Raw genomic sequence first — 11,145 nt, 5'->3', positions numbered from 1 at the left:
CACTCGACCGCGTGGCGCTCCTTGTAGTCGGCCTTGTCGAACTTAGGTGGCCGGCCGCCGTGGGAGCCGCGGTTCTTGCGGTTGGCGATCTGGTCGCGCTTCTCCGGGATCGTGCAGCGGATACCGCGCTTGCGCAGGTAGGCACGGTTCGCGCGGGAGCCGTACGCCTTGTCGGCACGCACCTTGTCCGGCCGGGTGCGCGGGCGGCCCGACCCGAGCCGGGGCACCCGGATGCGGCCCAAGACCACCTGGAACTGCGGGGAATCACCGCGCTGTCCTGCCGTGATGACCAGCGACATCGGTTTCTGGGCCTGCTCGACCGCCAGGTGGAGCTTGGTTGTCAGCCCGCCCCGGGAGCGTCCGAGCCCGTGGTCGTCGGGCTCGATGAACACACCGCCTGGCGGCTCGATCTGCAGATCCCCTTTTTGCGGGCGCCGGCCGCATGCTGGTGGGCGCGGGCGATGGTCGAGTCCACCGAGACGTCCCAGGTGATCAGTCCCTCGGCGTCGGCCTGGGCCTGCAGCTGTTCGAAGATGCGGTGCCAGGTGCCGTCCCGCTGCCAGCGGCGGAACAGGCCGTAGACCGTCTCCCACGGGCCATAGCGCTCGGGCACGTCCCGCCAGGGAGCACCGGCGCGGGTGCGCCACCGTATGCCGTCTATCAGTTGCCGCTTGGTGTGCACCGGTGGCCGTCCAGGCTTCTTGCCGACCGGGAGCAGGGGCTCCAGCTTCGCCCACTGTGTATTCGTCAGATCATGCCGCCCCACGAAGTGGGATCTTGACACATCAAGATCCACATATGAAACGCACCCTAGCAGCGGGTCACGGCGTCACCGCGGGGACGCCGGAGCGTTGATCACCACGGGGGCATGACCGTTTGAACCGAGAGGGCACCATGACCAACCAGACCCGCCTGGCCTCCACCGACGAGCTGGAATCGATCTTCCAGCGCGAGCTGGCGACCGACCGGTGGGCGGCCACTGAGACTGCGTACGCCCTGGCCGTGCGCCACCGCGACCTGGGCGACTGGCCCGCATCGCGCGAGTGGGCCGAGCAGTGCCTGCGCCTGTTGGAGGGCTTCCCCAGCGAGACGGAAGAGCAGGTCGCCACCGGCCGTACGTCGGTGGGAGGCGTTCAGCTGCCGACCTACCTGCACTCGGGGGTCATCGAGGAGCGCTTCGGCACCCTCGGCTGACACCCGCCGATTTACCGGGGTGATGCAGCCGACACCCGCATCGGCCGCTTCACCCCGCGTTCGACCACCAACCTCTTAGCGATCGCCCGACCGGACAGCCCTCGCGCGGCAGGGTTCGGCTGGCTTCGCCATGCCTGAAACGAGGAGGCAACAGCCCCGTGGCCATCGAGATCGAGATGCGCGCCCGCTTCACCAAGGGAGTCCACGACCAGCTTGTCACCCGTCTGAAGGCGGACGGGGAGGACCTGGGCCCCGACGACAAGCACATCTACTTCTACGTCCTCCCCGACCAACTCCTGAAGGTCACCGACAACACCGCCGCCGGCACCGCCAAGATCACCCTCAAGGGGAGCAAGATCGGGCAGGGAGCCGCCTTCGCGGAGACCGAGTTCGCCATCGCCCCCGATGACGTTCCCGCCGCGGTAAAAGTGTTCAACGCCCTCGGGTTCGAGACGGCGATGCACGAGGCGTTCAACTTCCGTCACAACTTCCGCCTCGACGGCGTCGAGATCGCCGTCAAGTGGAGTGAGGCGTGGGGCTACCACGCCGAGTTCGAGGTCCTGCTGGAGGACGACGCCTCGGACGCCGCCCGCGCCGAGGCCGAAGCCAAGATCACCGATGTCGCCACGGCGCTCGGCGTGACTCTGATGACGGAGCAGGAGCTGGCCGACTTCACCGCCGCCTTCGAGGCCGCCGAGAAGGAACGCAAGGAGCGCGAGCAGCAGGCCGCGCCGATCCGGTAGGAAACACCACCGCGGAGACCACCAAGGGGGTGGGCACGAGTGAGCACGACCCCGTTGACCGCAAGCCTGATCAACCTGGCTGCCCGAGGGCAGCTCCCTCTGCACCAGCACATGGACCACGCCACCATCGCGTGGATCAGCGAACACAGGCCCGACCTCCCGCAGGGACCGCGGCCAGCCTTGCGCCCGCAGTCGAAGGAGCTGCTCGCGCACGGCGGACTGCCCACCCAGTGGTGGGCCGACCCCCGCCTGCACACCTCGCTCCACGGCATCCGGCACGCCATGAGGACGGCGGCGCTCGCCGCCGTCCTCGCCGAGACGAACGGCCTCGACGACGCCGACGCCTCCACGGCCATCATCGCCGCCGCCGTACACGACTGCCAGCGGCGCCACGACCAGGACGACCGTGGGCATGGCACACGCGCGGCCATCTGGCTCGCCGCGAACGCCAACACCGTCTGGAGCCACTTCGGCCTGATCGCCAGCCCCCGGCGAACTGTGCAGGCGGCCACCGCCGTCCGCCTGCACGACGTCCCGTACGAGGCGTTCACCGCCGACGACAAGAACGACCACGCCCGGGCCCAGCGCATCACCGACGTGGTCAAGGCCGCCGATGCCCTGGACCGCTACCGGCTGCCGAAGCTGAAGTGGTGGCCGGACGCCCGGTACATCCGCGAGCTCGCCTTCGACCGACTGCGTGGACTCGCCTTCGACCTGGTCCTCGTCTCCGAGCGGGCCTACCTCGCCGGGGCAAGCGGCACTGCGGCCGTGCGCTACGCGCTCGCCGAGAAGGGCCTGCTCTGACCATGGACTTCATCGACGCCTACCACCTGTGGGCCGACGCCCACGCCTTCTTCGACTCCGCCCTGATTTCCAGCCCCGCCGATCACACCGACCCGCTCGCCACCCAGGCCGCGGGCTGGGACCGACGCCTCGCCGAGGACACCCCGAACGGCCACCTGCTGCGGCAGAACGCCCTCTTCGAAGCCCTGAGCGGAAACGGCAAGCTGCACCTGCTGCACGTCACCCACGCTCTGGAAGAGATCAGCCGCCAAGGAGTGCTCTACCCGTCGGGCGGCTGCCTCGTCGGAAGCATCTACTGCGCGCCGCTCACCGCGACCGACCAGGGCTTCCGCATGCACAACCTCGGCGCCTACGTCCTGGCCAAGGAAGCGCCGACCTTCCTGGCCAAGCTGGGCTTCACCGATCGCGTCCCCACCCCGCTGATCTTCGAGATCGACACCCCACCGCAGGCGTACCGCGGGCTCGCCGGCGTGGACTACCTGCGACTGGGCCTCATCCACCTGCAGATCTACACCCACCTCGAATACCTGCTGAGCAAGAGCGAACGGCACCAGCTGCGCGAGACCGTTGTCAGCCGCGTCAAGAACTCGGCCGCCTTCCTCGCCACCGCTGCCGCCGTCGCCTACCAGGACACCTCGGTCGAGGCCGAGCCGTTCCTCAAGCTGCTCGACGAGACGGTCCCCCGCCTGCCGATCCTCGGCTACCTGTACTTCGAAGCCGTCGCCGAGTACCTGATGCTCCACTCGACCTCCCACCACACCCGGCGCCTGGCCGAACTCGGCGAGCTGAACAACTGGCTGTACAAGGAGATGCTGTTCGCTTCCTTCCCCGCCATGGCCGGCAAGTTCGACCTCGCGAGGTTCCGTCCCCGCCCGAAGCAGCTGAGCGCGCTCATCCACCGAGTCGACCCGACCATCGACACCAGCCACGCGAGCACGTACCTGGTCGAGCGGATCAGCTACCTCGTCGCCGCCCGCCTCTTCGCGCCAGGCGACGCCCCCGAAGCCTGGCATCACACGCGCTGGGAATTCGACTCCCTCGCCGCCCAGCTCGGACCGCTCCTCGGCCACCTCATCCACCGGGAACTGCGTACCTTCGGCCGCTACCCCGACTTCTACTTCTACTTCGACCAGCACAAGGCGCTGCAAGCCTGGAACTACTGGAACCACATGGACATCGTCGCCCCGTTCAACGGCACGATGCCCAAGGGCGAGATCGGCATCAACCCGGCCTACCCCAACCTCGACTACCGCGTCTGGCGCGCCGAGCAGGACGACACCGGCCACCTCCACCCGGCCGAAGAGCTCGCGCTGACCATCGCCCCGCGGCTGGTGGACATCAAGTACACCCTCATGCGCAACAACCAGTGGACCGCCCTCGCGCCCAGCGCCGCCTGATCACCGCCGCCGCCATCCGCGGCCCACCCCACCCCGAGCAACCTCACACGCAGGAGATCCGTGATGAGTTCCTCCGGCATGCCCTCCGTCGACCTCCTCGGCGAGCAGATCGCCTCCGTCCTCGCCGACCCCGCCACCACCCACGGCCTCGCCCGCACCCTCCGGGCCGCCGCCAAGGAGATCGAGCTCCACCGCTACCACCACGCCAGCCGGCGCGCGTGGCCCAACGGGCAGATCGACGACAAACCCGCCAAGGTCCAGATCGGCGGCGGAGCCCACCGCATCGACGGCTTCCTCAACATCGACCTCGTCCCGCCGGCCGACCTCCTCTGGGACATCCGCGAGGGCATCCCCCTCCAGGACGACAGCACCGACGAGATCTTCTCCGAGCACTTCCTGGAGCACATCGACTACCCGCGCTCCGCCAAGCACTACGTCCGCGAGGCCCACCGCGTCCTCGTGCCGGGTGGCCGGATCATCACCGGCGTCCCCGACGCCGCCTTCGCCCTGAGCCAGTACCCAGGGCCCATAGACACCTCTGACGAAACGATCGAGCGCTGGTACGCCAAGCGCGACTGCCGCGGCCACATCAACACGCGGCTCGACCTCGTGAACCTCGTCTTCCGCGACCAGGACGACGACCCCACGTACACCCCGCACCTGTGGGCGTACGACTACGAGAAGCTCGTCCAGCTCTTCACCGAGGCCGGCTTCACCACCGTCGATCCATGGACCTTCGACCCCACCATGGCCAACCCGAAGCGCCGCTGGGGCAGCGTCTACGTCGTCGCCGCGAAGTAGGCCTCTCAAGCAGCCCGCGAGTCCGGGGTGCCCCGTCCCTCACCGTCTCGGACTCGCGGGCCTCCACCGACGCCACAGCGCCCCTCACCCGCCCGGCCACGCCGCCGAGGGAGCCATCCGCATGTACCAGATCCCCCCGCCCATCAGCGAACTGACCCTCGCCGCCACCCCCAACGCCGTCGCCTGGGCCCGACGCCACACCGTCGACATCCTTCAGCGCTGGCGCTTCCCCGACGAGGGCATCGAAGTCGCCCGGCTCCTCGTATCGGAGTTGGCAACCAACGCGATCCAGCACGCACGCCCCACGAAGACGTCTGAAGCAGCCGCTCATTCCGTCGGTATCGGCACGATCGTGCTCATGCTCTGGCCCACCGACGGCGGCATCATCCTCGCGGTCAGTGACCCCGACCCGCGACCGCCGGCACCTCGCGCCAGTGACGCCAGCGCCACCGGGGGCCGCGGACTCGTCCTCATCCAGACGATGGCCAACCGCTGGGGCTACTCCCCCACGCAACCACACCCCGGGAAGATCGTCTGGGCAGAGGTTCCCGCTCGTCCCAGCAGCGCCCTGGGTGAGCCAGGCTTCGGCGGCCAGCGGGCTGCCCCGATGCTCATCGGGCGAGTCCTGACCGGCCTCCGCGAGCTGTAATCGAGCCCACCGACCGACTGCTCTTGCGAGATGCGAACCCGGCTTGGAGTAGGAGTGCGTTCAGGCTCTGCGTCCCGAGGCACCAGGCCGGTCAACGGGCGCCGACGCCACTGCGCCGTCCAGAGGACAGCATAGAAGTGGACCGCAAAGCGCCGTCGGGTCTCGGGCGAGACCCCTATCAGACCTGGCGAGGATCTGACCGTGCGCGTCATGGGAAGGGCGCCGCCAGGTCAGCTCTCATCCATAAGGGCAGGCATGCGGTCGGGTGCTGTACGCTTGCGTGCGACGACGCGGGGTGGAGCAGCTCGGTAGCTCGCTGGGCTCATAACCCAGAGGTCGCAGGTTCAAATCCTGTCCCCGCTACTGTAATCGAGTCGCCTGACAGAGTACTGTCGGGCGACTCGATCTTTTCTATGCTATTTCCTCTTCCTCTTGCGTCTCGATGTCCCCCTCCGAGTCCGATACGAAGAAGTGGTGATCGCCGGAATCTGCGAGATATTGGCCCAGGCTCGTCCGAGCCTTCGCCACTGTCTGGTAGTAGCTACGGAACGGCTGCGAGACCTTGGCCGCTGTCACGGGATCGTTGGGCACCGGGATTTCGATCTCCAGGAACCGATCACCCACGTCCTCGCGATTGGTCTGCATGAAGATGACGCGCTTCCACTGCTCACGCACAATCTTAAGCGTCATCGCCCAAAGCAGATAGAACGAGTCGAACTCCGCTCGCTCTCCCGGGCGAATCACAATGATTTCCTTGGTCAGAAGCAGTTGCTCCTGGCCCGGCATCAAGACGCAGAAGTCGCCGATATTCTTGCTGGTGCGTTCCGGGCAGAGAATGTCGAAGGCTTGGAGTCGAGAGCTGGGCCCTTTCCAGAATTCTTCGGCGATGGACCGGGGTACCCGATTCGTGGGGTTGATGTTCACGAACCCGGCCCGCAGATCAGACACCTTGATGTAGGGCACGTTTCCGATCCGCTGGCCGGAAGAGGGGGATCCGTGACCGCCGCGAATGGTAATGATTCCACTCTTTGCCAGTTCGGCAAGAGTGGCACTGCGGAACCCCTGGAAGCGTTCCGTTTGCATCTCGGCGATAAAGCGCTCGTGATACCGGCGGTCGTAATACACGGGAACGCGGGTTCGCGGCAGGACGTCTGAGGCAGGAATGTCGCGCATGGTGCTAGTCCGCTCTCCGCGCTGGAGAGCGAGTGCATCACTGAGAAGTACGTCGTTGATGGCAGTGACTGACTCACCCGTCTCAGGATCGGTCGTCATGACGCGAGCCCCGGTCCTGGGATTGAGAAGTGGGAGGAGCCGCCCGCCCTTCGTCAAACCACACGTCGGTGCCGTTGAGACTGTAACCGTCTCCTCAGAGAACCAGGACGGCGCATTGATCGCGGGCATCAGGCTTCGCTCTCCTCTGTAAGTTCTTCCTGCACCATTCCTTCCGGCCCGTTTCCAATCTTCTCGAAGACGTAGAAGTTGGTCTTTGCCCGGCAGAACTCCTCGAAGGCTTCCATGGCAATGTTGAACATCCCGCGAAGCGCGAATCTCCCCTCCATCCATGAAGGGAGCCACCGGTACTTATAGGAGAAGAAGTAGGTTTCCGGGAGGATAATTCCAACTCGACCACCCACCTGCAGGAGACGGTGAGCCAACTCCAAGTACATCAGGCCGATTTCCAAGTCGACGTACTCTTTACGCCCGCTGGCAGCCGCCTTAGAAATCGTGTATCCGGCGGCGCGAGCATCTGACGCCTTAACCTTTAGGTCCTCACCGAAAGGCGGGTTGGTGAGAACGACCGTGAATGATTCCGCCACGAAGCTGTTGCTATCTCCACCCAGCTCTTCCTTCAAGCGGGGGAACTTGGCCGGCCACGTATGCTGCCGAACAGCGTCTCCCAAAAGGACGTGTGTGGATCCATCGCGCATGGCGATCATCATTGCCCGAGCGAGCTTGACGTTGAGCGGGTCGAGGTCCACGCCATACAGATTGTCGTTGGCGAACTTTACCAATCTCCACGTCTCATCGTCGCCAGGGAACTCTCGCTCCTGAACCTGCCGCAAAGCTTCGACGATGAATCCGCCCGTGCCGCAAGCGGGGTCGATCACCTTGTCACGAGAGGTGATCTCCATGATGGATACGCACGGCCGGATGACGCGCTGCGGCGTGAGGAATTGCCCCTCTCCCGACTTCAGCGCCTTGGTCCGGAAGATCTGGAAAGCCTTGGACAGCAGGTCGACCTGATCGCCCAGAATTCGCCACGGGGACAGTATGTCGACGACGGCGAAGATAGTTTCCTCCCTGAGGAGGATTTCGTCGCGATCATCCGGGTTGAAGACTCGGTTCTTCTGCCGCGCGAAATAGCTCCTGAACTGCTGCTGGATCTGATCGGCTGTCACATGAAGCATGGACGCCTTGTCGCCGTAGATCCTGAAGGGGACCGGCTTGTCCTGGTTGGCCGAGCTCGATGACCAGGCGTCCGACTCAACCTTGACCAGGATGACGTGCAGCAGCTCCCGCAGTTGATCCTCGCGGCGGGTCGAACGCGAGTCGCTTACCACCACTGTGGCCACGAGGCGGCGCAAGGCGGCCGACAACTGGGCTTCGGTGGGGACCACCAAGTCGTTCCAAGTGGGCGGGGTGGCCGGCGGTGCGGTCAGATCCTCGCCCGGGTGGGGCAGAGGAGCGTTCTTTTGCTCGATCCAGTCGTTGGTATGCGACTTGTAGACCGCCAGGCTCTCGTTGCCGTTGGTCCAGTACCCCATGCGGACCACTGGCTCGGAGGCCATGTAGCGCATGAGCTGCTCTTTACCCTCAGAGATCGAGGGCGCCTTGAACTCGAAGAGAACCTGGAGCGCGTGCGATTCGCCCGAGTCGTCTGCGAAGGCGGCCAGATCAGCCCGACCGCAGGCATCGAAGGATTGCCCGCGCTCCCGCTTCGTCAGGTCGTGCGGCGTGTCCGGTACACGCCACTCCTTCTGCAGCCGGGTTTCCTTCCAACCCAACTTCTTGAGGTCGGCAAGTACGCGTTGGCGTACAGCCTCCTCCGGGGCGCTGTTCTTGGCACTCAAGACCGAGATGTCCTTCCTCTACCGTTGTGCCCGGTATCAAAGGGTGGGTGCCGCAACTCTAGCTCAAAATGAGCTGCTCTTTTTCGGCGGCTGGGCGCGGAGGAGGCGCCGCCTGGAGAGCCGCCCGTGTGACCAGGCCGCAGGGGGGTGCGTTGCTTCTTGGGCGATGGGTGGGTGGCTGCGGTCACGCCGCGAGGGCGAGTTGTCCCTGGTAGCGGAGTGCGTGGGTGTGCAGGTGGTCGAGTTCGGTGAAGTAGCGCCAGTACCGCTCGAAGTCGCCGTTGTCGATGACGGCGCGCAGGAGGAGGACCACCTCGGCGCCGGTCAGGCTCCATCTCGCCCCGGTCGCGTCCAGGCGGTCCTTGACGAGGAAGCGGCAACTTCCCTCGATCACCCCGGTCGCGATGGGCCAGCCCATGGCGAGGGCGAGGTGGGCGCAGGTAGGGCTCCTTGGCCTGCAGGTAGGCGGAGGTGCGGGCGATGGCGGGCAGTTGCTTCGCGTCATCTGGGCGGGTGCGCAAGTGCTGGCGCAGTGCGGCGACGACGCGGGGGCTGTGCCCGTCCAGCACGGTGCGGGCGGCGTCGGCGACCCAGGCCGCGCGCGCTGCGTGGACTGGGTGGAGGTCCTCGGCGGCCCGCCACAAATATTCGATCACATGCACGATCGTGTCGACATGGACGCCGTGGGCGGCCGCTTCCCTTGCGAAGCCGACGAGCCGACGCCGCCGGCCGGGAATGACTGACCGCTCGGTCAAGGACTGTGCGCAGTCACTGGCCACCGCGACCGCCACACCACAAACGCACCATATCGAGCGGGGGACCAGCGGGGGCATCACGGGGAACGCGACCGGCTCTGACGAAGCCGCAGACCAACCGTTCTCCCAGGTCAGCGCCCTAACCGGCCCAAAGTGCCGCAGCCGCCCAAGCTGAGGTCACTGGCTCCCACTCCCCAGCGGAGGCGCCGGGAGCATCTCAGGATGCTGCGGCCTCACGGGCTTCAGGTCGTCGCACAGGCCGAGTCAGGAGGTGGCGGCTCAGCCAGACGTACGTGGCCATGGCCAGCGAGGCGCGTGCCATGAAGTCGGCCCAGAGAGGGAGGGTCCGGGTGACGGGGCCGGCCTCCAGGACTCCCCACAGCAGAGCAGCCGTGAGCACACCCGCCACCGCCAGCACGAACACGTAAGTGACCCCGGCCGTGCGGTTCCGGCCGAGCCAGGTGCCCAGCAGCCCTGCGGGGATCTGCACCATCACGTGGAAACTCATACTGCTTCTGCCGCCGCCCTGCGGGCTGCGCGGCTGTTGCAGCGGGGGGCTCACTTACTGGTGGACTCGTCGCCTTCAGCGGCAGCTTGGACGGGCGGCTGCTCGACAACGAACGAGCCCTTTCCGCGCACGGTGACCACGAGCCCGCGCTCGCGGAGTTCCTGGGTTGCACGGCGGGCGGTGAGCCTTGCTACGCCGTACTCGTCGGCGAGGTGGTTCTCCGAAGGGATCGGCCGGTCGGGGGCCAGTTCTCCCGACGCGATCTTGCGCTCGATGATGTCGGCCAGTTGGACGTAGAGCGGTCGGGCGCTCATGGGGTCCAGAGGCTTCTCAGACTCCTCTGTATCGCTCATATGTCCAACGTAGACAATGCTCATCCTACCCATTCGAGTGGATCCCTCTGTACTTGTATACAGAGGGCTGCACCTCTCGCTATGTTCAAAGAGGACGAAAACCCCGGCGAGGTTGTGGGACCTCCCGGGGCGCGGCCAACGCTGACAAGGAGCGATGACAATGCATGACCTTAGCCGTCGTATCGCGGCGTGGGTGCGGCTTCTGTTCAGTCCCGGTACGGGCCGGCGACGACGGGCCGGGGCCCGCCCCCTCGTCGTACCGCCCCCGGCCGCGTGGACGGATCCGGCCCCCACCCCGCTCCCGGCGCATCGGTCCCCCTACGGGCTCGACGAGATCTTCGACGGCGCCGCCACCGTCGCCGTACGGCCCTACGTCACCGCCCACGAACAACGTCAGCGGCGGCGGGAGTTGGCCATGGCGGCGATGGGGTTGGACGTACCCGGGCCGTACTGGATCCATGGGATGGAGGTCGCCTGATGGGAGCGGAGGACGAGGTGTCCCCGTCGGGCGGTCCACTACGGCTGTTGCCCTGGGTCGGTGCCGAGGGCAAGCCCTGTTATCTGATCGCCGACGACGACGGTGGGCCGGTGTCCCGGCTCGCCGATGCCACGGAGTCCATTCAGCTCGGCATGGGAGCCGAACTGCTCGTCCATGCTCGCGCGATCCTGCCGGAGGCTCCGCATGGTGAACTGCGGTTTCTTGCCGAGCGGTTGAGTGAGGCGCTCGGCGACGCGTTGCGCGTGGCCGAGAGTCGGGGGCAGCGGCTGAAGCGTCACCTCAGCTGACGGCGACGTAGACGGAGGCGCGAGAGACGAGAGGCGAGAGGCGAGATGCGGCAAAGGGCGGGGCCCCCGGAGGCTTCACTCCGA

At 66.4% G+C, this 11,145-nt stretch carries 16 protein-coding genes and 1 tRNA gene; 10 read left to right on the top strand and 7 right to left on the bottom strand.

Going from position 1 to position 11,145, the window contains the following annotated elements; genetic code table 11:
* Both STRIP9103_RS51300 and STRIP9103_RS51295 read right to left on the bottom strand, forming a co-directional pair.
* On the bottom strand, nucleotides 1-392 hold a 392-nt coding region (locus STRIP9103_RS51300; RefSeq protein WP_048819826.1), incomplete at its 3' end, for an IS5/IS1182 family transposase.
* Nucleotides 341-796 (bottom strand): IS5 family transposase, encoded by a 456-nt coding sequence (locus STRIP9103_RS51295; protein ID WP_009293555.1) that lies wholly within the window; start codon nucleotides 794-796, stop codon nucleotides 341-343. The genes STRIP9103_RS51295 and STRIP9103_RS51300, both read right to left, overlap by 52 nt.
* Before the next feature lie 98 nt (nucleotides 797-894).
* On the opposite strand from STRIP9103_RS51295, the gene STRIP9103_RS06820 reads away from it, so the two are divergent.
* The 7 genes from STRIP9103_RS06820 (at nucleotide 895) to STRIP9103_RS06790 (ending at nucleotide 5,951) form a co-directional block, all read left to right on the top strand.
* Complete coding sequence (locus tag STRIP9103_RS06820; protein ID WP_048819487.1) at nucleotides 895-1,194, top strand: hypothetical protein; 300 nt, start codon at nucleotides 895-897, stop codon at nucleotides 1,192-1,194.
* A 158-nt stretch (nucleotides 1,195-1,352) separates the two neighbouring features.
* Nucleotides 1,353-1,937 (top strand): CYTH domain-containing protein, encoded by a 585-nt coding sequence (locus tag STRIP9103_RS06815; protein ID WP_009294513.1) that lies wholly within the window; start codon nucleotides 1,353-1,355, stop codon nucleotides 1,935-1,937.
* A 39-nt stretch (nucleotides 1,938-1,976) separates the two neighbouring features.
* Nucleotides 1,977-2,741 (top strand): HD domain-containing protein, encoded by a 765-nt coding sequence (locus tag STRIP9103_RS06810; protein WP_009294470.1) that lies wholly within the window; start codon nucleotides 1,977-1,979, stop codon nucleotides 2,739-2,741.
* A 2-nt stretch (nucleotides 2,742-2,743) separates the two neighbouring features.
* Nucleotides 2,744-4,138: a hypothetical protein gene (locus tag STRIP9103_RS06805; RefSeq protein ID WP_009294477.1), complete on the top strand. Its 1,395-nt coding sequence runs from the start codon at nucleotides 2,744-2,746 to the stop codon at nucleotides 4,136-4,138.
* A 63-nt stretch (nucleotides 4,139-4,201) separates the two neighbouring features.
* A complete protein-coding gene (locus tag STRIP9103_RS06800; RefSeq protein ID WP_048819486.1) occupies nucleotides 4,202-4,939 on the top strand; it encodes a class I SAM-dependent methyltransferase in 738 nt (245 codons plus the stop codon).
* Nucleotides 4,940-5,060: 121 nt separating this feature from the next.
* Nucleotides 5,061-5,588 carry an ATP-binding protein gene (locus STRIP9103_RS06795; RefSeq protein WP_009294446.1) on the top strand — a complete coding sequence of 176 codons (528 nt, stop codon included), beginning with the start codon at nucleotides 5,061-5,063 and terminating at the stop codon, nucleotides 5,586-5,588.
* A gap of 289 nt (nucleotides 5,589-5,877) precedes the next feature.
* A tRNA-Met gene (locus STRIP9103_RS06790) sits at nucleotides 5,878-5,951 on the top strand.
* Between the two features lie 48 nt (nucleotides 5,952-5,999).
* On the opposite strand, the gene STRIP9103_RS06785 is transcribed toward STRIP9103_RS06790, so the two are convergent.
* The 3 genes from STRIP9103_RS06785 to STRIP9103_RS06775 form a co-directional block, all read right to left on the bottom strand.
* Nucleotides 6,000-6,860, bottom strand: coding sequence for a restriction endonuclease subunit S domain-containing protein (locus tag STRIP9103_RS06785; RefSeq protein WP_048819485.1), 861 nt, complete (start codon nucleotides 6,858-6,860; stop codon nucleotides 6,000-6,002).
* 128 nt (nucleotides 6,861-6,988) lie between these two features.
* The gene (locus tag STRIP9103_RS06780) at nucleotides 6,989-8,659 is read right to left on the bottom strand and encodes a restriction endonuclease subunit M (protein ID WP_009294525.1); all 1,671 of its coding nucleotides are present in this window, start codon (nucleotides 8,657-8,659) and stop codon (nucleotides 6,989-6,991) included.
* Nucleotides 8,660-8,843: 184 nt separating this feature from the next.
* Nucleotides 8,844-9,077 carry a hypothetical protein gene (locus STRIP9103_RS06775; protein WP_009294452.1) on the bottom strand — a complete coding sequence of 78 codons (234 nt, stop codon included), beginning with the start codon at nucleotides 9,075-9,077 and terminating at the stop codon, nucleotides 8,844-8,846.
* A gap of 73 nt (nucleotides 9,078-9,150) precedes the next feature.
* Here STRIP9103_RS06775 and STRIP9103_RS50565 point away from each other — a divergent pair, with 73 nt between their 5' ends.
* A complete protein-coding gene (locus STRIP9103_RS50565) occupies nucleotides 9,151-9,402 on the top strand; it encodes a hypothetical protein (protein WP_181800308.1) in 252 nt (83 codons plus the stop codon).
* Between the two features lie 229 nt (nucleotides 9,403-9,631).
* On the opposite strand, the gene STRIP9103_RS06765 is transcribed toward STRIP9103_RS50565, so the two are convergent.
* Nucleotides 9,632-9,922 carry a hypothetical protein gene (locus STRIP9103_RS06765; RefSeq protein ID WP_100243810.1) on the bottom strand — a complete coding sequence of 97 codons (291 nt, stop codon included), beginning with the start codon at nucleotides 9,920-9,922 and terminating at the stop codon, nucleotides 9,632-9,634.
* Between the two features lie 50 nt (nucleotides 9,923-9,972).
* Entirely contained in the window at nucleotides 9,973-10,275 is a 303-nt protein-coding gene (locus tag STRIP9103_RS06760) for a GntR family transcriptional regulator (RefSeq protein ID WP_063747249.1), read from the bottom strand.
* A gap of 160 nt (nucleotides 10,276-10,435) precedes the next feature.
* On the opposite strand from STRIP9103_RS06760, the gene STRIP9103_RS06755 reads away from it, so the two are divergent.
* Nucleotides 10,436-10,753, top strand: coding sequence for a hypothetical protein (locus STRIP9103_RS06755; RefSeq protein ID WP_009294506.1), 318 nt, complete (start codon nucleotides 10,436-10,438; stop codon nucleotides 10,751-10,753).
* Nucleotides 10,753-11,061, top strand: coding sequence for a hypothetical protein (locus STRIP9103_RS06750; protein ID WP_009294505.1), 309 nt, complete (start codon nucleotides 10,753-10,755; stop codon nucleotides 11,059-11,061). The genes STRIP9103_RS06755 and STRIP9103_RS06750 overlap by 1 nt, the downstream gene beginning before the upstream one ends.
* Nucleotides 11,062-11,145 lie beyond the last annotated feature (84 nt).

Origin of the sequence: Streptomyces ipomoeae 91-03 (genome assembly GCF_000317595.1) — a bacterium.
GTDB classification, from domain to species: domain Bacteria; phylum Actinomycetota; class Actinomycetes; order Streptomycetales; family Streptomycetaceae; genus Streptomyces; species Streptomyces ipomoeae.
The sequence above is the reverse complement of the archived record's forward strand: the minus strand, read 5'-3'. Positions and strand labels throughout refer to the sequence as shown.